This window comes from Paraburkholderia sp. JHI2823, from assembly GCF_038900695.1.
In the GTDB taxonomy this organism is placed as follows: Bacteria; Pseudomonadota; Gammaproteobacteria; order Burkholderiales; family Burkholderiaceae; genus Paraburkholderia; species Paraburkholderia mimosarum.
Genome location: NZ_JAYMRY010000019.1, coordinates 21,126 through 39,784, shown reverse-complemented (window position 1 = coordinate 39,784; position 18,659 = coordinate 21,126). Strand labels below are relative to the sequence as shown.

Here is an 18,659-nt window from a genome sequence, read left to right as displayed (position 1 = left end):
GGCAATGCATAACAAATGAGTAAGGAGTGAGTGACCATGACCATGTTCAACAAAGTCGTGAAGGAATTCAAATGGGGCCAGCACAACGTGCGCCTCGAAACGGGTGAAATCGCCCGTCAGGCCGGCGGTGCCGTCATCGTCGACATCGAAGACACCGTCGTGCTCGCGACCGTCGTCGGCGCCAAGACCGCCAAGCCGGGTCAGGACTTCTTCCCGCTCACCGTCGACTACATCGAAAAGACCTATTCGGCCGGCAAGATCCCGGGCGGCTTCTTCCGCCGCGAAGGCCGCCCGTCGGAAGGCGAGACGCTGATCTCGCGCCTGATCGACCGTCCGCTGCGCCCGCTTTTCCCGGAAGGCTTCTACAACGAAGTCCAGGTCGTGATCCACGTCCTGTCGATCAATCCGGAAGTTCCGGCTGACATCCCCGCGCTGATCGGCGCGTCGGCTGCGCTGGCGATTTCGGGTCTGCCGTTCAATGGTCCGGTGGGCGCGGCACGCGTCGCCTACATCAACAACGAGTACGTGCTCAACCCGACGCGCGCGCAGATCAAGGATTCGCGCCTCGACCTCGTCGTGGCCGGTACCGAGCGCGCAGTGCTGATGGTGGAATCGGAAGCCGACCAGCTGCCGGAAGACGTGATGCTCGGCGCCGTGGTATTCGGCCACGAGCAGATGCAAACGGCCATCGACGCGATTCACGAACTCGTGCGTGAAGGCGGCAAGCCCGAGTGGGACTGGCAGCCGGCGCCGAAGGACGAGGCGCTCATCGCCCGCGTCACCGACATCGCCTACAACGACCTGCTCGCCGCCTACCAGTTGCGCGACAAGCAGCAGCGCTCGACCAAGCTGAAGGAAGTCTACGCAGCGACGTCGGCCAGGCTCGAAGAAGAAGCGGCTGCGGCCGGCACGACGGCGGCCGACAAGGCCACGGTCGGCAACATCGTCTTCGACCTCGAAGCGAAGATCGTCCGTTCGCAGATCCTGAACGGCGAGCCGCGCATCGACGGCCGCGATACGCGCACCGTGCGCCCGATCGAGATCCGTACCGGCGTGCTGCCGCGTACGCACGGTTCGGCGCTCTTCACGCGTGGCGAAACGCAGGCGCTGGTCATCGCGACGCTCGGTACCAAGGGCGACGAGCAGATCATCGACGCGCTCGAAGGCGAGTACCGCGACCGCTTCATGCTCCACTACAACATGCCCCCGTTCGCGACCGGCGAAACGGGCCGCGTGGGTTCGCCCAAGCGCCGTGAAATCGGCCACGGCCGTCTCGCCAAGCGCGCGCTCGTCGCGTGCCTGCCGAGCGCCGAGGAGTTCGGCTACTCGATCCGTGTGGTTTCGGAAATCACCGAGTCGAACGGTTCGTCGTCGATGGCTTCGGTGTGCGGCGGCTGCCTCGCGCTGATGGACGCCGGCGTGCCGATGAAGGCGCACGTCGCCGGTATTGCGATGGGCCTGATCCTCGAAGGCAACAAGTTCGCGGTCCTGACCGACATTCTCGGCGACGAAGATCACCTCGGCGACATGGACTTCAAGGTGGCGGGTACGGAAGCTGGCGTGACCGCGCTGCAGATGGACATCAAGATCCAGGGCATCACGAAGGAAATCATGCAGGTCGCCCTCGCGCAGGCGAAGGAAGGCCGCATGCACATCCTCGGCAAGATGACCTCGGCCGTGTCGGGCGTGAACACCGAGCTGTCGGCATACGCTCCGCGCATGATCACCATCAAGATCAATCCGGAAAAGATCCGCGACGTGATCGGCAAGGGCGGTTCGGTGATCCGCGCGCTGACCGAAGAAACGGGCACGACCATCGACATCTCCGACGACGGCGTGGTGACCATCGCGAGCACGTCGAGCGAAGGTATGGCCGAAGCGAAGAAGCGCATCGAGAACATCACGGCCGAAATCGAAGTGGGCCAGGTGTACGAAGGCGCAGTGCTCAAACTGCTGGACTTCGGCGCGATCGTGAATCTGCTGCCGGGCAAGGATGGTCTGCTGCACATCTCCGAGATCGCCAACGAGCGCATCAAGGACATCAACGACTATCTCAAGGAAGGCCAGGTCGTGAAGGTCAAGGTCATCCAGACGGACGAGAAGGGTCGCGTGCGTTTGTCCGCCAAGGCGCTGCTCAATGAGCAGGCGAATGGCGGCAATGCGGGCGGCGCACCGCAGGGCGAACCGCAGCAGTAACGCGGTAAGCTCCAACGGCCGGTAGCGTGCAAAACGCTCCGGCCGTTTTTTTATGACAATGAGTGCGAGTGGCAATGCGCAAGCGTCAATGTCGTCGCGTGCGCAACGCCATCCAGATCGGGGCGCGGCCCTGCGGAGATGCGAGATGAAGGCAGTCGAGATTACCGAATTCGGTGCGCCGGACGTGCTCAAGCTGGCCGAACGGCCGACCCCCGAGCCGAAGGCCGGCGAAGTGCTGATCAAGGTGAGCGCCTCGGGCGTGAACCGTCCCGACGTGTTCCAGCGCAAAGGTTCTTATGCGCCGCCGCCGGGCATTTCCGACCTGCCAGGACTCGAAGTGGCGGGTGAGATCGTGGGCGGAACGATCGACGAGAAAAGCAATCCGTTCGGGTTGAAAATCGGTGATCGCGTGTGCGCGTTGATTGCGGGTGGCGGCTACGCCGAATACGCGATCGCGCCGCTCGGGCAATGCCTGCCCGTGCCGAATGGCCTCACCGATGTGGAGGCGGCGTCGCTGCCGGAAACCTTCTTCACGGTCTGGAGCAACGTGTTCCAGCGCGCCTGCCTCGGCAAAGGCGAAGGTGGCGAGAACGAGACGCTACTCGTGCAGGGCGGTTCGAGCGGCATTGGCGTGACGGCGATCCAGATCGCACACGCGCTCGGCTTCCGCGTGTTCGCGACCGCTGGCTCGGACGACAAGTGCCGCGCCTGCGAGGCGCTCGGCGCCGATCGCGCCATCAACTATCGCACCGGCGATTTCGTCGAGGTCGTCAAGGCGCTCACGAACGACCGTGGCGTCGACGTGATTCTCGACATGGTGGCGGGCGGCTATGTGGCGCGTGAACTTTCCGCGCTTGCTACGGGCGGCCGCATCGTGCTCATCGCGACGCTCGGCGGCTCCAAAGCCGAACTCAACATGGGCGAGATCCTGCGTCGCCGGCTCACGGTCACCGGTTCGACGCTGCGCGCGCGTTCCGTCGAATTCAAGGCGCAGATCGCGCAGGAGCTGAAGGCGAAGGTCTGGCCCTTGATCGAAGAGGGCCGCATCAAGCCCGTCATATTCCGCGTGTTTCCAGCCGGACAGGCCGCCGAGGCGCATGCCTTGATGGAAAGCAGCGAGCACATCGGCAAGATCGTGCTCGACTGGTCCGCGGGCTGACTTCGGGCCGGCACGTGCGTACGGCCCGGCTCTTACTTGATTCGTCTCGATTTTTTTCGGGTATTTTTCGCGCATCGAACCGCAGCGGTTTGACCCGTCTGGATTTCACGCAGTAAAATTATGTGTTTTGCGTCCGCTTTTAACAGCAACCGGAACAATGACGAAACAGCCAACGAAACAACGATCGAAGCTCGTAGTCGGTAACTGGAAGATGCATGGCCGCCTCGCGGCCAATGCGGCACTGCTCGAAGCCGTCGCGCGCGGCGTGCAGGCGCTGCCCGCGGACGTGCGCGTTGGCGTATGCGTGCCGTTTCCGTACCTCGCGCAGACGCAGGCGCTGCTCGGCGGCAGTCGTGTCGTGTGGGGCGCGCAGGACGTTTCCGCGCACGAGCAGGGGGCCTATACGGGTGAAGTCGCGGCAGGCATGGTGGCCGACTTCGAAGCGGGCTTTGCGATCGTTGGTCACTCGGAGCGCCGCGCTTACCATGGCGAAAGCTCCGAGGTCGTCGCGCAGAAGGCACAGCGCGCGCTCGCGGTGCGCCTCACGCCGATCGTCTGCGTGGGCGAGACGCTCGAAGAGCGTGAATCGGGCGCGACCGAGCGCGTAGTCGGCGCACAGCTCGATGCGGTGCTGGCGGCGCTGTCGGTCGAAGAGGCGGCGCGCATCGTCGTGGCCTACGAGCCGGTCTGGGCGATCGGCACGGGCAAGAGCGCAACGTCGGAGCAGGCTCAGCAGGTGCATGCGTTCCTGCGCGCGCGCCTCGCTGCGAAGGGCGCGCAGGTGGCGGACGTGCCGCTGCTCTACGGCGGCAGCGTGAAGCCGGAAAATGCGGCGGAGCTCTTCCGTCAGGCCGATATCGATGGCGGCCTGATTGGTGGTGCGTCGCTGAAAGAGGGTGATTTCCTCGCGATCTGCGCGGCCGCTGCGGCGGGCGCCAGCGTCGCGGGCTAAAGGCTCGCGCACGGGGCGCAAGTAACAAGGCGCATCGTGCGGGCTGCTAATGCGTTTGCTCCAGCAGGGGCGGGCGTTCAACCAGGACTCAGGTGAGTGTGATGCTGTATTTGAAAACGTTGATTATCGTCGTTCAGCTTCTGTCGGCGCTCGGGGTGATCGGCCTCGTCCTGCTGCAGCACGGCAAGGGCGCGGACATGGGTGCTGCGTTCGGCAGCGGCGCGTCGGGCAGCCTGTTCGGCGCGAGCGGTTCCGCGAATTTTCTCTCGCGTACCACGGCGGTTCTCGCAACGGTGTTTTTCTGCTCGACCCTTGCGTTAACGTACCTGGGGTCGTATCATGCGAAGCCTTCGGCGGGCGTGCTTGGCGCTTCGGCTCCGGCCCCCATCGTCGCTTCGGCACCGGTTGCATCCGCACCTGGCGCGTCCGCTCCGGCAGCGGCTTCGCCGGTGGCAGCAGCCTCGCAGCCCGGCAACGACGTTCCGAAATAATTTGGAAAAACCTGTTTTTGTGCGTTGAACAAAGAACGGAAACAAGTTAGAATTTAAGTCTTGAAGCGATTCGCGGGTTGCAATAATTGTTGTCCCGGATTGCATGTAGTGCCGACGTGGTGAAATTGGTAGACACGCTATCTTGAGGGGGTAGTGGCGAAAGCTGTGCGAGTTCGAGTCTCGCCGTCGGCACCAATGTTATCTAAAAAATGCCAGCCGCTTGCTTCAGCTTCGGCTGGCATTTTTGCTTCTTACGTCGTGTTCGTTTTCTGTTCGCAGCGCGAAGTACGTGAAGTGATTCCCGCGGGGCGACGCAAGTTCCAGCGGAACCTCAGAACCAACCGATATAGAGGATAGCCTTGAACCTCGCTGCCTATTTCCCCGTCCTTCTGTTCCTCCTCGTGGGTGTCGGTCTGGGCATAGCGCTAGTGACAATCGGCAAGGTCCTCGGTCCCAACCGGCCAGACAGCGAAAAAAATTCGCCGTACGAGTGCGGCTTCGAAGCGTTCGAAGACGCGCGCATGAAGTTCGACGTACGCTACTACCTGGTCGCCATCCTTTTCATCATCTTCGATCTCGAAACGGCATTCCTGTTTCCGTGGGGTGTGGCCCTGCGCGACATCGGCTGGCCCGGTTTCCTGTCGATGATGCTGTTTCTGCTCGAATTCCTGCTGGGCTTTGCCTACATCTGGAAGAAGGGTGGTCTCGACTGGGAATAATGGGTTAATCGCCGGATAGCATGGGCGGCACCGCGGGGAAACTGCGGGCTGTCCGTCTGGAGTGGAAAGCACATGAGTATCGAAGGGGTCTTGAAGGAAGGGTTTGTCACCACCACGGCCGACAAACTGATCAACTGGACGCGCACCGGCTCCCTGTGGCCGATGACGTTCGGACTTGCATGCTGTGCGGTCGAGATGATGCATGCGGGCGCGGCCCGCTATGACCTCGACCGTTTCGGCGTGGTGTTCCGTCCGAGCCCGCGTCAGTCGGACGTCATGATCGTCGCCGGCACGCTGTGCAACAAGATGGCGCCCGCCCTGCGCAAGGTCTACGACCAGATGGCCGAGCCGCGCTGGGTCATTTCGATGGGGTCGTGCGCCAACGGTGGCGGGTATTACCACTATTCGTACTCGGTCGTGCGCGGTTGTGATCGCATCGTGCCGGTCGATGTCTATGTGCCGGGATGCCCGCCGACAGCGGAAGCCCTGGTCTACGGGGTGATCCAGTTGCAGGCGAAGATTCGCCGCACCAGCACCATCGCCCGTCAATAAAGGCCGCGGCCTCCCCACAATATGGCAAGCAAACTCGAGACCCTGAAAGCGAACCTCGAAGCGGCCCTTGGCGCGCGCATCGTCAGCCTCACCGAAGCCCTCGGCGAACTGACGCTGGTCGTCAAGGCGGGAGACTCCCTCGCCGTGACCAGGGAGCTGCGCGACAACCCCTCGCTGCGCTTCGAGCAACTGATCGACCTGTGCGGCGTCGACTACCAGACCTTCGGCGATGGCGCCTGGGAAGGTCCGCGCTTCGCCGCCGTGTCGCACCTGCTCTCCCTCGCGAACAACTGGCGTCTGCGTCTGCGCGTGTTCGCGCCGGACGATGAGGTGCCCATCGTGCCCTCGCTCGTCGAGATCTGGAATTCGGCCAACTGGTACGAGCGCGAGGCGTTCGACCTCTATGGCATCGTCTTCGAAGGCCACCCCGACCTGCGCCGTATCCTGACCGACTACGGTTTCATCGGCCACCCGTTCCGCAAGGACTTCCCGGTCTCCGGCTACGTCGAAATGCGTTACGACCCGGAGCAGAAGCGCGTGGTCTACCAGCCGGTCACGATCGAGCCGCGCGAGATCACGCCGCGCGTGATCCGCGAGGATCGCTACGGTGGTCTGAGGAAACACTAAGAGGGTCGCATGTCAGAGATCAAGAACTACACGCTCAACTTCGGCCCGCAGCACCCGGCAGCGCACGGCGTGCTGCGCCTCGTGCTCGAGCTCGACGGCGAAGTGATCCAGCGCGCCGATCCGCACATCGGCCTGCTCCATCGCGCGACGGAAAAGCTCGCCGAGAGCAAGACGTTCATCCAGTCGGTGCCGTACATGGACCGTCTCGACTACGTGTCGATGATGGTCAACGAGCACGGCTATGTGCTCGCCATCGAAAAGCTGCTCGGCATCGAGGTGCCGATTCGCGCGAAGTACATCCGCGTGTTGTTCGACGAAATCACGCGCGTGCTGAACCACCTGATGTGGATCGGCTCGCACGCGCTCGACGTCGGCGCGATGGCGGTGTTCCTCTACGCGTTCCGCGAGCGCGAAGACCTCATGGACGTCTATGAGGCGGTGTCGGGCGCGCGCATGCACGCGGCTTACTATCGTCCGGGCGGCGTGTACCGCGATCTGCCCGATGCGATGCCGCAATACAAGGCTTCGAAGATCCACAACGAGAAGGCGCTCGCCCGCATGAACGAGGCGCGCCAGGGCTCGCTGCTGGACTTCATCGACGACTTCTTCACGCGCTTCCCGGGTTGCGTCGACGAGTACGAAACGCTCCTCACCGACAACCGCATCTGGAAGCAGCGTCTGGTCGGCATCGGCGTGGTGAGCCCCGAGCGCGCCATGCAGCTCGGTCTCACGGGTGCGATGCTGCGCGGCTCGGGCATCGAATGGGACCTGCGCAAGAAGCAGCCGTACGAAGTCTACGATCAGCTGGATTTCGACATCCCGGTGGGCGTGAACGGCGACTGCTACGACCGCTATCTCGTGCGCGTCGAGGAAATGCGCCAGTCCACGCGGATTGCGAAACAGTGCATTGAGTGGCTGCGCAAGAATCCCGGCCCGGTGATGATCGACAATCACAAGGTTGCGCCGCCTTCCCGCGTGAACATGAAGTCGAACATGGAAGAGCTGATTCACCACTTCAAGCTCTTCACGGAAGGCTTCCATGTGCCGGAAGGCGAGGCGTACGCTGCCGTCGAACATCCGAAGGGTGAATTCGGCATCTACCTGGTGTCAGATGGCGCGAACAAGCCTTATCGTCTGAAGATCCGTGCGCCGGGTTATGCCCACCTGTCCGCGCTCGATGAAATGGCGCGCGGTCACATGATTGCCGACGCGGTCACAATCATCGGCACGCAGGACATCGTGTTCGGTGAAATCGACCGCTAGGGCTGCGCGCAGTAAGGTGCGCCCGGTCCCGGGCGCACGCAGCATGGAACGCCACGTCTGTCGCAGCGACTGTGCAGGAGCGCGCGGCAGGTTTTCGTTCGGTAGGAATTGAAAGAGTCGTGTCTGAAAATGATCTCAGCTGAAGGCCTGAAAGAAATCGATCGCGCGTTGACGAAGTACCCCGCCGATCAGCGACAGTCTGCCGTAATGGCGGCTTTGGCCGTTGCTCAGGAAGAGCATGGCTGGCTGTCCCCCGAACTCATGCAGTTCGTGGCCGACTACATCGGCATGCCGCCGGTGGCCGTGCAGGAAGTCGCCACGTTCTACACGATGTTCGAGACGAAGCCCGTCGGCAAGCACAAGATCACGCTCTGCACGAATCTGCCGTGCCAGCTCGGCCCGGAAGGCGGCTCGGAGAGCGCCGCCGAATACCTGAAGCAGAAGCTCGGGATCGACTTCGGCGAAACCACGCCCGACGGCAAGTTCACCCTGAAAGAGGGTGAGTGCATGGGCGCGTGCGGCGACGCACCGGTGATGCTCGTGAACAATCACCGCATGTGCAGCTTCATGAGCCGCGCGAAGATCGACCAGCTGCTCGAGGAGCTTTCGAAATGACTTCGTTGCACGACCGTCACATCAAGCCGCTGATTCTCGCGGGCCTCAACGGCGAGAACTGGCATCTCGAAGATTACGTTGCGCGCGGTGGCTACAAGCAGCTGCGCCGCATCCTCGAAGAAAAGATTCCGCCCGAGCAGGTGATCGCCGACGTGAAGGCGAGCGGTCTGCGCGGCCGCGGCGGCGCGGGCTTTCCGACCGGCCTGAAGTGGAGCTTCATGCCGCGTCAGTTCCCGGGCCAGAAGTATCTCGTCTGCAACTCGGACGAGGGCGAGCCGGGCACGTTCAAGGATCGCGACATCCTGCGCTGGAACCCGCATAGCGTGATCGAGGGCATGGCCATCGGCGCGTACGCGATGGGCATCACCGTGGGCTACAACTACATCCACGGCGAGATCTTCGAGGTCTATCGCCGCTTCGAGGCCGCGCTGGAAGAAGCGCGCCAGGCGGGCTATCTCGGCGAGAACATTCTCGGCACGGACTTCTCGTTCCAGCTGCACGCGCACCATGGCTATGGCGCGTACATCTGCGGCGAAGAAACGGCGCTGCTCGAGTCGCTCGAAGGCAAGAAGGGCCAGCCGCGCTTCAAGCCGCCTTTCCCGGCCAGTTTCGGCGTGTATGGCAAGCCCACCACGATCAACAACACCGAGACCTTCGCGGCGGTGCCGTTCCTGTTGAGCGTCGGTCCGCAGACGTACATGGAACTCGGCAAGCCGAACAACGGCGGCACGAAGATCTTCTCGGTCTCGGGCGATGTGGAGCGTCCGGGCAACTACGAGATTCCGCTCGGCACCCCTTTCGCGACGCTCATGGAGCTGGCCGGCGGCGTGCGCGGCGGCAGGAAGCTCAAGGCCGTGATTCCGGGCGGTTCGTCGGCGCCGGTCATTCCGGGCGACCTGATGATGCAGACGGACATGGACTATGACTCCATCGCCAAGCAGGGCTCGATGCTGGGCTCGGGCGCCGTCATCGTCATGGACGAAACGCGCTGCATGGTGCGCTCGCTGCTGCGCCTCTCGTACTTCTATTACGAAGAGTCGTGCGGTCAATGCACGCCTTGCCGCGAAGGCACGGGCTGGCTGTACCGCGTGGTGAACCGCATCGAGCACGGCGAGGGCCGCCAGGAAGACCTGGACCTGCTCAACTCGGTGGCCGGCAACATCATGGGCCGCACGATCTGCGCGCTCGGCGACGCGGCGGCCATGCCGGTGCGCGGCATGCTCAAGCACTACTGGGACGAATTCGAATATCACGTGCACAACAAGCGTTGTCTCGTCGGCGGTCACGCTGGCTCGCATGCAGCTTCGGAAACGGTGGCCGCCTGAGAAGGCGCGCGAACCGCGCAGCACGACGCAACGGCGATGTGACGGGGAAGGCCGCTGTGAAATTGAGCGGTAACAGGTTAGGGACGATTAACCATCATGGTTGAACTTGAAATAGACGGCAAGAAGGTGCAGGTGCCCGAGGGCAGCATGGTGATCCAGGCTGCGCAGCGGGTCGACACGTACATCCCGCACTTCTGCTATCACAAGAAGCTCTCCATCGCGGCCAATTGCCGGATGTGTCTCGTCGATGTCGAGAAGATGCCGAAGGCCGTGCCCGCGTGCGCGACGCCGGTGTCGCAAGGCATGGTCGTGCGCACCATGTCGGACAAGGCCGTGCAGGGTCAGCAAGCCGTGATGGAATTCCTGCTGATCAACCACCCGCTCGACTGCCCGATCTGCGATCAGGGCGGCGAATGCCAGCTTCAGGATCTGGCCGTCGGTTACGGCAAGTCCGCCTCGCGCTACAGCGAAGAAAAGCGCGTGGTGTTCCACAAGAACGTCGGTCCGCTGATCTCGATGGAAGAGATGTCGCGCTGCATCCACTGCACGCGCTGCGTGCGCTTCGGCGACGAAATCGCCGGCGTGATGGAGCTCGGCATGCTGGGCCGCGGCGAGCACTCGGAAATCACCTCGTTCGTCGGCAAGACGGTCGACTCGGAACTCTCGGGCAACATGATCGACCTGTGCCCGGTCGGTGCGCTCACGAGCAAGCCGTTCCGCTTCTCGGCGCGCACGTGGGAGCTGTCGCGCCGCAAGTCGGTGAGCCCCCACGATTCGACCGGTGCGAACCTCGTCGTGCAGGTGAAGAACAATCGCGTGATGCGCGTGCTGCCGTTCGAGAACGAAGCCATCAACGAATGCTGGATCTCGGACAAGGACCGCTTCTCGTACGAAGGCTTGAACAGCGAAGACCGACTCACGCGCCCGATGATCAAGCAGGGCGGCGAGTGGATCGAGACCGACTGGCAGACCGCGCTCGAATACGTCGTGAAGGGCATCAAGGGCATTTGCGACGAGCATGGCGAAAACCAGCTCGCATTGCTGGCAAGCCCGCATAGCACGACCGAAGAACTCTATCTGGCGAAGCAGTTCGCTGATGCGATCGGCACGCCGAACGTCGACTTCCGCCTGCGCCAGAGCGACTTCTCGGCGCCGCTCGAAGGCGCGCCGTGGCTCGGCACGAAGATCGCCGAACTCTCGTATGCGGACTCGGCATTCGTGATCGGCTCGTTCCTGCGCCGCGATCACGCGCTGTTCGCCGCGCGTCTTCGCCAGGCTGCGAAGGGCGGAGCCCAGGTCTCGTTCCTCAATGCAACCGCCGACGGTTCGCTGATCCCCAACGCACAGCGCATCGTCGCCGCCCCTTCGGCATGGCTCGACGAGCTGGGCTCGATCGCGGCGGCCGTTGCGCAAGCGAAGGGCGTCGCGTTGCCGGAAGGCTTCGCCGGCGCACAAGCAAACGACGCCGCGAACAAGGTCGCCGCATCGCTTGCGAATGGCGAGCGCCGCTTCGTGCTGCTCGGCAATGCCGCGGTCCAGCATCCCGAATTCTCGCGTCTGCACGCAGCCGCGCAGTTCATCGCCGAAACGACGGGCGCGACGCTCGGCTTCCTCACCGAGGCGGCCAACACCGTCGGCGCGCACCTCGCGGGCGCACTGCCTGGGCGCGACGGCCTCAATGCGCGTGAAGCGTTCGAGCAGCCGCGCAAGGGCTATCTGCTCTTCAACGTCGAGCCGGAATTCGACACCGCAAACCCGGCCGCCGCGCGCGCCGCGCTCGCGCAGGCCGAAATGGTCGCCGTGTTCTCGCCGTACAAAACGGGCCTCGACTACGCCGACGTACTGCTGCCGATCGCGCCGTTCACCGAAACGTCGGGCACCTTCGTCAACGCCGAGGGCACGGTTCAGACGTTCAATGGCGTCGTGCGCCCGCTCGGCGACACGCGTCCGGCCTGGAAGGTCCTGCGCGTGCTCGGCACGCTGCTGGGCGCGAAGGGCTTCGAATACGACACCGCCGAGGAAGTGCGCCGCAAGGCCATCGACGACGGCAGCTTCGAAGGCCGCCTGTCGAACAAGGTAGCCGCCGCGGTGGCGCGCGGCAGCCTTGCGAAGGCCGCGGAAGGCCGCTTCGAGCGCATCGCCGACGTGCCGATCTACCACGCCGATCCAGTCGTGCGCCGCGGCGAAGCGCTGCAGCTCACGATGGCGGCCCGCGTGGCGAATGCCATCGGCCTGCCGGCGGCATACTTCGATCAACTCGGCCTGAAGGAAGGCGAAGCCGTGCGCGTGCGCCAGGGCGATCTGTCGGTCACGGCGCCCGCAACGCGCGATGCGAATCTTGCGCCGACGGTGGTGCGCGTGTCGGCGGCGACGCCGGCCGGCGCGCAACTCGGCAGCCTGTTCGGTGAACTGCTGGTGGAGAAGGCGTAAATGAGCTTGTTCGATACGATCAATGCAGGCGGCAGCCAGCTGCTCGGCGTGGCATGGCCCACGGTGTGGGCGCTGGTGCGCATTCTCGTCGTTGCGGTGGTGATCCTGCTGTGCGTCGCGTACCTGATTCTGTGGGAGCGCAAGCTGATCGGCTGGATGCACGTGCGTCTCGGACCGAACCGCGTGGGTCCCGCCGGTCTCCTGCAGCCGATCGCCGACGTGTTGAAGCTGCTGCTCAAGGAAGTGATCCAGCCCGCGCAGGCGAGCCGCTGGATCTACATGGTGGCGCCGATCATGGTGGTGGTGCCGGCCTTTGCGGTCTGGGCCGTGATTCCGTTCCAGGCGGGCGCGGTGCTCGGCGACATCAACGCGGGTCTGCTCTACGTGATGGCGATATCGTCATTTGGCGTGTACGGCGTGATTCTCGCGGGCTGGGCCTCGAACTCGAAGTACGCGTTCCTCGGCTCGATGCGTGCCGCGGCGCAGATGGTCTCGTATGAAATCGCGATGGGCTTCGCGCTCGTCGTCGTGCTGATGGTCTCGGGCAGCCTGAATCTGTCGGAAATCGTCCATCAGCAGATGCGCGGCATGTTTGCCGGCTGGGGCATCACGTTCCTCTCGTGGAACTGGCTGCCGCTGCTGCCGATGTTCGTCGTCTACTTCATCTCGGGCATCGCCGAAACGAACCGCCATCCGTTCGACGTGGTGGAAGGGGAGTCGGAAATCGTCGCGGGTCACATGATCGACTACTCGGGCATGGCGTTCGCGCTGTTCTTCCTCGCCGAGTACATCAACATGATCGTGATCTCGGCGCTGGCTTCGGTGCTGTTCCTCGGCGGCTGGAGCGCGCCGTTCGGTTTCCTCGACTTCATCCCGGGCGTCTTCTGGCTGGTGCTGAAGGTCTTCTGCCTGCTGTCGGTTTTCATCTGGGCGCGCGCGACGTTCCCGCGCTACCGCTACGACCAGATCATGCGTCTGGGCTGGAAGGTGTTCATTCCGGTCTGCATCGTGTGGCTGATCGTGATCGGCTTCTGGTACATGTCGCCGTTGAGCATCTGGAAATAAGGGGGGCGACGCAATGAACGCTATCCAGAACTTCTTCAAGACGTTTTTCCTGACCGAGTTGCTCAAGGGTCTCGCGCTGACGGGTCGTTACACCTTCAAGCGCAAGTTCACGGTGCAATTCCCGGAAGAAAAGACGCCAATGTCCCCGCGTTTTCGCGGTTTGCACGCGCTGCGCCGGTACGAGAATGGTGAAGAGCGCTGCATCGCGTGCAAGCTGTGCGAGGCCGTGTGCCCCGCGCTCGCGATCACGATCGAATCGGAAGTGCGCGAGGACAACACGCGCCGCACGACGCGTTACGACATCGACCTGACCAAGTGCATCTTCTGCGGTTTCTGCGAAGAGAGCTGCCCGGTCGATTCGATCGTCGAAACGCACATTCTCGAGTATCACGGCGAGAAGCGCGGCGACCTGTATTTCACGAAGGATATGCTGCTGGCCGTCGGCGATCGCTATGAAGCACAGATCGCGGCGAACAAGGCAGCGGATGCACCGTACCGTTGATCTTTCAGTTTGACGCTGCATCGGCCCGCGGTTCGGGCCGGCTGCGGGGAACGCGTGTGCCCGACGCCCGCGCGTTCTCGCAGCCTGACCGCCGCGGCGCGGCGCTCGCTGGTCTGGCCGCCAGTCTGCGTTGCGCAATCCGCCTCACGAAGGCCTCAACGATGAACCAGTAATCATGGAATTCACGACCGTCCTGTTCTACATCTTCGCGCTGCTGCTCACGCTATCAGGGCTGAAGGTGATCACTTCGCGCAATCCTGTCGCGTCCGCGCTCTTCCTCGTGCTCGCGTTTTTCAACGCGGCCGCGATCTGGATGCTGCTCGAGGCGGAATTCCTCGCGATCCTGCTGGTGCTCGTCTACGTGGGCGCGGTGATGGTGCTGTTCCTGTTCGTGGTGATGATGCTGGACATCAACATCGACGTGCTGAGCCGCGACTTCAAGCGCTTCATCCCGGTGGCGACCATCGTGGGCGCGATCATCGTGATCGAAACCGCGCTGATCCTGTGGCACGGCTACGGCGCGACGAGCTCGCCGGTGCCCGATACTTCGGCCGCGGCTGCCGCTTCGGTGTCGAATGCGCACCTGATCGGCAAGATCATCTACACCGACTACATCTTCGCCTTCGAAGTCGCCGGCCTCGTGCTGCTGGTGGCGATCGTCGCGGCCATCGCCCTCACGGTGCGCGAGCCGAAGGACGCGAAGCGCCAGAACGTTTCGAAGCAGGTCAACGTGCGTCGCCAGGACCGCGTGCGCCTCGTGAAGATGCCGGCCGTCGTGGAAACGCCGGAACCGGCGCAAGCCGAAGCCGCAGATCCTGCAGCGGCCGCCGCACCGGCAACGAAGAGCTAAGCGCGAAGGAGCGAACCATGTTGACCCTGGCCCATTATCTCGTCCTCGGCGCGATCCTCTTTGCGATCTCGATCGTTGGCATTTTTCTCAATCGGCGCAACGTCATCATCATCCTGATGGCGATTGAGCTGATGCTGTTGGCGGTGAACACGAACTTCGTCGCGTTCTCGCATTACCTCGGTGACGTTCACGGACAGATTTTCGTGTTCTTCGTGCTAACTGTTGCGGCAGCGGAAGCCGCGATTGGTCTGGCTATTCTTGTGACTCTGTTCCGCAGCCTCGACACGATCAACGTCGAGGACCTCGATCAGCTCAAAGGCTAAGGCAGGCTGCTATGGCAACAACACTCAACGAAACCCTATTGCTGGCGGTTCCGCTGGCGCCTCTCGCCGGTTCCATCATTGCCGGATTGTTCGGCAAGACGATCGGGCGCGCGGGCGCGCATACGGTGACCATTCTCGGCGTCGCGATTGCGTTCGTGCTCTCGTGCATCACGTTGCTCGACGTGATGGCCGGTGCGAGCTTCAACGCGACCGTCTACGAATGGATGTCGGTTGGCGGCCTGAAGTTCGAAGTCGGCTTCCTCATCGACTCGTTGACTGCGCTCATGATGGTCGTCGTGACCTTCGTGTCGCTGATGGTGCACATCTACACGATCGGCTACATGGCCGAAGAAGAGGGCTACGAGCGCTTCTTCTCGTACATCGCGCTGTTCACCTTCTCGATGCTGATGCTCGTGATGAGCAACAACTTCCTGCAGCTGTTCTTCGGCTGGGAAGCGGTGGGTCTCGTCTCGTACCTGCTGATCGGCTTCTACTTCAAGCGTGAAAGCGCCATCTACGCGAACATGAAGGCGTTCCTCGTGAACCGCGTGGGCGACTTCGGCTTCCTGCTGGGTATCGGCCTGCTGCTCGCGTACGGCGGCTCGCTCAACTACAACGACGTGTTCGCGAAGGGCCATGAAATCGCCGCGCTGACGTTCCCGGGCACCTCGTGGAACCTGCTCACGGTCGCGTGTATCTGCCTCTTCATCGGCGCGATGGGCAAGTCGGCGCAGTTCCCGCTGCACGTCTGGCTGCCCGATTCGATGGAAGGCCCGACGCCGATCTCCGCGCTGATTCACGCGGCAACCATGGTGACGGCCGGTATCTTCATGGTCGCGCGCATGTCGCCGCTGTTCGAGCTTTCGGAAACGGCACTGTCGTTCATCGTCGTGATCGGCGCCATTACCGCGCTCTTCATGGGCTTCCTTGGCGTCGTGCAGAACGACATCAAGCGCGTGGTGGCCTACTCCACGCTCTCGCAGCTTGGGTACATGACGGTGGCGCTCGGCGTGTCGGCTTACCCGGTCGCGATCTTCCACCTGATGACGCACGCGTTCTTCAAGGCGCTGCTGTTCCTCGGCGCGGGCTCGGTCATCATCGGCATGCACCACGATCAGGACATGCGCAACATGGGCGGCCTGCGCAAGTACATGCCCATCACGTGGATCACCTCGCTCGTCGGCTCGCTCGCGCTGATCGGCACGCCGTTCTTCTCGGGCTTCTACTCGAAGGACTCGATCATCGACGCCGTGAAGCTCTCGCACCTGCCGGGTTCGGGCTTCGCGTACTTCGCGGTGGTGGCGAGCGTGTTCGTCACGGCGCTGTACTCGTTCCGCATGTACTTCCTCGTGTTCCACGGTGAAGAGCGCTTCCGCGGGCCGAAGCACCCCGAATCGCCGATGGGCGCCGAAGCGGCTGCGCACGGCCAGGGCGATCATGGCCACGGCCACGACGATCACCACGTGCACGTGCCGCACGAGTCGCCGTGGGTCATCTGGGTCCCGCTCGTGCTGCTCGCGATTCCTTCGGTGATCGCCGGTGCGTTCGCGATCCAGCCGCTGCTCTACGGTGGTTTCTTCTCGCATGGCGTGGCGTTCGAGAACGTCATCTTCATTGGCGAGAACCACGAAGCGCTCACGGAGATGGGCAAGGAATTCCAGGGCTGGGCCGCGATGGGCGCGCATGCGTTCTCGGGTCTGCCGGTGTGGCTCGCACTCGCGGGTGTGGTGGTGGCGTGGTTCTTCTACATGAAGCGCCCGGAACTGCCGGCCGTCGTGTCGCGCACGTTCTCGCCGGTCTACAAGCTGCTGGCAAACGCGTATTACCTCGACAAGATCAACGAAATCGTCTTCGCGCGCGGAGCGGTCGCCATCGGTCGCGGTCTGTGGAAGGAGGGCGATGTCGTCGTGATCGACGGCGTCGTGAACGGGAGCGCCAAGTTTATCGGCTGGTTTGCAACTGTCATTCGGTTCCTGCAATCCGGCTATATCTACCACTACGCATTTGCCATGATCATTGGCATGCTTGGCCTCCTTACCCTGTTTGTAACGCTCAGCGGCAAATAAGGCGAGGAAACGCATGCACGCAACTCCGATTCTCAGTATTGCGATCTGGATGCCGATCGTATTCGGCATCATCGTTCTTGTAGTGGGTTCCCGTCGGAACCCGAGTGCGGACCGCTGGCTCGCACTCATCGGTTCGGTGCTTAGCTTTCTCGTCACCCTTCCGCTCGTTGCGGGCTTCGATACGACCACGGCTTCCCTGCAGTTCGAGGAGAAGTCGGTCTGGATCGAGCGGTTCAATATTTCGTATCACCTGGGCGTCGACGGCATCGCGATGTGGTTCGTGGTGCTCACGGCGCTCATCACCGTGATCGTCGTGATCGCGGGCTGGCAGGTCATCACGAGGAACGTCGCGCAGTATTACGCGTCGTTCCTCATCCTGTCGGGCATCATGATCGGCGTGTTCTGCGCGGCCGACGGCCTGCTGTTCTACGTGTTCTTCGAAGCCACGCTCATCCCGATGTACATCATCATCGGCGTGTGGGGCGGCCCGAACCGCGTGTACGCGGCGTTCAAGTTCTTTCTTTACACGCTGGCCGGCTCGCTGCTGATGCTGGTCGCGTTGCTCTACCTGTACCGCATCACCGGGACCTTCGACCTGGCTTCCTGGCAGGCCGCGAAGATTGCCATGACGCCGCAAATCCTGCTGTTCATCGCGTTCTTCTTCGCATTCGCCGTCAAGGTGCCGATGTGGCCGGTCCACACGTGGTTGCCGGACGCGCACGTCGAAGCGCCGACGGGTGGCTCGGTCGTGCTGGCCGCCATCATGCTGAAGCTCGGCGCGTACGGTTTCCTGCGTTTCTCGCTGCCGGTCACGCCGGACGCGAGCCACTACCTGGCGCCGGTCATCATCACGTTGTCGCTGATCGCCGTGATCTACATCGGCCTCGTGGCGATGGTGCAGGCGGACATGAAGAAGCTGGTCGCGTACTCGTCGATTGCCCACATGGGCTTCGTCACGCTCGGCTTCTTTATGTTCGGCCCGTCGAGCCAGCTCGCGATGGAAGGCGGAATCATCCAGATGATCTCGCACGGCTTCGTCTCGGGCGCCATGTTCCTGTGCATCGGGGTGCTGTACGACCGCATGCACACGCGCGATATCGCGGACTACGGCGGTGTGGTCAACACCATGCCGAAGTTCGCGGCACTGGTCATGCTGTTCGCGATGGCCAATTGCGGCCTGCCGGGCACCTCCGGATTCGTAGGCGAATTCATGGTGATTCTGGCTGCCGTGCAGTACAACTTCTGGATCGCTTTCGGGGCGGCGTTCACGCTGATCCTGGGCGCGGCCTATACGTTGTGGATGTACAAGCGGGTGTACTTCGGCGCCGTTGCGAACGACCACGTTCGCGAGCTGAAGGACATCAACTGTCGCGAATACTTCATGCTTGCCGTGCTCGCGCTGTTTACGCTTTTCATGGGCATCTACCCGAAGCCCTTTACCGATGTGATGCACGTTTCCGTGGAAAACCTCCTCTCCCACGTCGCAGTGTCGAAACTGCCGCTGTCACAGTAATACCCGAGCGG

General features: G+C 62.9%; 17 protein-coding genes and 1 tRNA gene. All 18 read left to right on the top strand.

Annotated elements, in window-relative coordinates; genetic code table 11:
* The first annotated feature begins 36 nt into the window (after nt 1-36).
* The 18 genes from pnp (at nt 37) to VSR34_RS20605 (ending at nt 18,648) form a co-directional block, all read left to right on the top strand.
* A complete protein-coding gene (gene pnp / locus VSR34_RS20690) occupies nt 37-2,196 on the top strand; it encodes a polyribonucleotide nucleotidyltransferase (RefSeq protein WP_342963352.1) in 2,160 nt (719 codons plus the stop codon).
* Nucleotides 2,197-2,341: 145 nt separating this feature from the next.
* Complete coding sequence (locus VSR34_RS20685) at nt 2,342-3,355, top strand: NAD(P)H-quinone oxidoreductase (protein ID WP_028210411.1); 1,014 nt, start codon at nt 2,342-2,344, stop codon at nt 3,353-3,355.
* A 157-nt stretch (nt 3,356-3,512) separates the two neighbouring features.
* Nucleotides 3,513-4,307 (top strand): triose-phosphate isomerase, encoded by a 795-nt coding sequence (tpiA, locus tag VSR34_RS20680; RefSeq protein ID WP_342963351.1) that lies wholly within the window; start codon nt 3,513-3,515, stop codon nt 4,305-4,307.
* Nucleotides 4,308-4,408: 101 nt separating this feature from the next.
* Nucleotides 4,409-4,798: a preprotein translocase subunit SecG gene (gene secG, locus VSR34_RS20675; protein ID WP_028210409.1), complete on the top strand. Its 390-nt coding sequence runs from the start codon at nt 4,409-4,411 to the stop codon at nt 4,796-4,798.
* A 110-nt stretch (nt 4,799-4,908) separates the two neighbouring features.
* Nucleotides 4,909-4,993 (top strand) — tRNA-Leu (locus VSR34_RS20670).
* A gap of 164 nt (nt 4,994-5,157) precedes the next feature.
* Complete coding sequence (locus tag VSR34_RS20665; protein ID WP_028205678.1) at nt 5,158-5,517, top strand: NADH-quinone oxidoreductase subunit A; 360 nt, start codon at nt 5,158-5,160, stop codon at nt 5,515-5,517.
* 72 nt (nt 5,518-5,589) lie between these two features.
* Nucleotides 5,590-6,069 carry an NADH-quinone oxidoreductase subunit B gene (locus VSR34_RS20660; protein ID WP_027819582.1) on the top strand — a complete coding sequence of 160 codons (480 nt, stop codon included), beginning with the start codon at nt 5,590-5,592 and terminating at the stop codon, nt 6,067-6,069.
* A 21-nt stretch (nt 6,070-6,090) separates the two neighbouring features.
* Complete coding sequence (locus VSR34_RS20655) at nt 6,091-6,696, top strand: NADH-quinone oxidoreductase subunit C (RefSeq protein ID WP_028210408.1); 606 nt, start codon at nt 6,091-6,093, stop codon at nt 6,694-6,696.
* 9 nt (nt 6,697-6,705) lie between these two features.
* On the top strand, nt 6,706-7,959 hold the full coding sequence (locus VSR34_RS20650; RefSeq protein WP_028210407.1) for an NADH-quinone oxidoreductase subunit D: 1,254 nt from the start codon (nt 6,706-6,708) through the stop codon (nt 7,957-7,959).
* Nucleotides 7,960-8,088: 129 nt separating this feature from the next.
* A complete protein-coding gene (gene nuoE / locus VSR34_RS20645) occupies nt 8,089-8,574 on the top strand; it encodes an NADH-quinone oxidoreductase subunit NuoE (RefSeq protein ID WP_028210406.1) in 486 nt (161 codons plus the stop codon).
* The gene (gene nuoF / locus VSR34_RS20640; protein ID WP_028210405.1) at nt 8,571-9,899 is read left to right on the top strand and encodes an NADH-quinone oxidoreductase subunit NuoF; all 1,329 of its coding nucleotides are present in this window, start codon (nt 8,571-8,573) and stop codon (nt 9,897-9,899) included. Before nuoE ends, nuoF begins: the two co-directional genes overlap by 4 nt.
* Before the next feature lie 96 nt (nt 9,900-9,995).
* Entirely contained in the window at nt 9,996-12,329 is a 2,334-nt protein-coding gene (nuoG, locus tag VSR34_RS20635; RefSeq protein WP_028210404.1) for an NADH-quinone oxidoreductase subunit NuoG, read from the top strand.
* Nucleotides 12,330-13,394: an NADH-quinone oxidoreductase subunit NuoH gene (gene nuoH / locus VSR34_RS20630; protein WP_028210403.1), complete on the top strand. Its 1,065-nt coding sequence runs from the start codon at nt 12,330-12,332 to the stop codon at nt 13,392-13,394. It abuts the gene before it with no gap.
* Between the two features lie 13 nt (nt 13,395-13,407).
* Nucleotides 13,408-13,896 (top strand): NADH-quinone oxidoreductase subunit NuoI, encoded by a 489-nt coding sequence (gene nuoI / locus VSR34_RS20625; protein ID WP_028210402.1) that lies wholly within the window; start codon nt 13,408-13,410, stop codon nt 13,894-13,896.
* Nucleotides 13,897-14,071: 175 nt separating this feature from the next.
* Entirely contained in the window at nt 14,072-14,746 is a 675-nt protein-coding gene (locus tag VSR34_RS20620) for an NADH-quinone oxidoreductase subunit J (protein ID WP_028210401.1), read from the top strand.
* 17 nt (nt 14,747-14,763) lie between these two features.
* Complete coding sequence (nuoK, locus tag VSR34_RS20615; protein ID WP_006052894.1) at nt 14,764-15,069, top strand: NADH-quinone oxidoreductase subunit NuoK; 306 nt, start codon at nt 14,764-14,766, stop codon at nt 15,067-15,069.
* An 11-nt stretch (nt 15,070-15,080) separates the two neighbouring features.
* A complete protein-coding gene (gene nuoL / locus VSR34_RS20610; RefSeq protein WP_028210400.1) occupies nt 15,081-17,135 on the top strand; it encodes an NADH-quinone oxidoreductase subunit L in 2,055 nt (684 codons plus the stop codon).
* Nucleotides 17,136-17,148: 13 nt separating this feature from the next.
* Nucleotides 17,149-18,648 (top strand): NADH-quinone oxidoreductase subunit M, encoded by a 1,500-nt coding sequence (locus VSR34_RS20605; protein ID WP_028210399.1) that lies wholly within the window; start codon nt 17,149-17,151, stop codon nt 18,646-18,648.
* The last annotated feature ends 11 nt before the right edge of the window (nt 18,649-18,659 follow it).

Bases quoted from the DNA above. Each gene is read 5' to 3' on its own strand.
- pnp (WP_342963352.1), top strand. From the start codon at position 37: ATGACCATGTTCAACAAAGTCGTGAAGGAATTCAAATGGGGCCAGCAC.
- VSR34_RS20685 (WP_028210411.1), top strand. From the start codon at position 2,342: ATGAAGGCAGTCGAGATTACCGAATTCGGTGCGCCGGACGTGCTCAAG.
- tpiA (WP_342963351.1), top strand. From the start codon at position 3,513: ATGACGAAACAGCCAACGAAACAACGATCGAAGCTCGTAGTCGGTAAC.
- secG (WP_028210409.1), top strand. From the start codon at position 4,409: ATGCTGTATTTGAAAACGTTGATTATCGTCGTTCAGCTTCTGTCGGCG.
- VSR34_RS20660 (WP_027819582.1), top strand. From the start codon at position 5,590: ATGAGTATCGAAGGGGTCTTGAAGGAAGGGTTTGTCACCACCACGGCC.
- VSR34_RS20655 (WP_028210408.1), top strand. From the start codon at position 6,091: ATGGCAAGCAAACTCGAGACCCTGAAAGCGAACCTCGAAGCGGCCCTT.
- VSR34_RS20650 (WP_028210407.1), top strand. From the start codon at position 6,706: ATGTCAGAGATCAAGAACTACACGCTCAACTTCGGCCCGCAGCACCCG.
- nuoE (WP_028210406.1), top strand. From the start codon at position 8,089: ATGATCTCAGCTGAAGGCCTGAAAGAAATCGATCGCGCGTTGACGAAG.
- nuoF (WP_028210405.1), top strand. From the start codon at position 8,571: ATGACTTCGTTGCACGACCGTCACATCAAGCCGCTGATTCTCGCGGGC.
- nuoG (WP_028210404.1), top strand. From the start codon at position 9,996: ATGGTTGAACTTGAAATAGACGGCAAGAAGGTGCAGGTGCCCGAGGGC.
- nuoH (WP_028210403.1), top strand. From the start codon at position 12,330: ATGAGCTTGTTCGATACGATCAATGCAGGCGGCAGCCAGCTGCTCGGC.
- nuoI (WP_028210402.1), top strand. From the start codon at position 13,408: ATGAACGCTATCCAGAACTTCTTCAAGACGTTTTTCCTGACCGAGTTG.
- VSR34_RS20620 (WP_028210401.1), top strand. From the start codon at position 14,072: ATGGAATTCACGACCGTCCTGTTCTACATCTTCGCGCTGCTGCTCACG.
- nuoK (WP_006052894.1), top strand. From the start codon at position 14,764: ATGTTGACCCTGGCCCATTATCTCGTCCTCGGCGCGATCCTCTTTGCG.
- nuoL (WP_028210400.1), top strand. From the start codon at position 15,081: ATGGCAACAACACTCAACGAAACCCTATTGCTGGCGGTTCCGCTGGCG.
- VSR34_RS20605 (WP_028210399.1), top strand. From the start codon at position 17,149: ATGCACGCAACTCCGATTCTCAGTATTGCGATCTGGATGCCGATCGTA.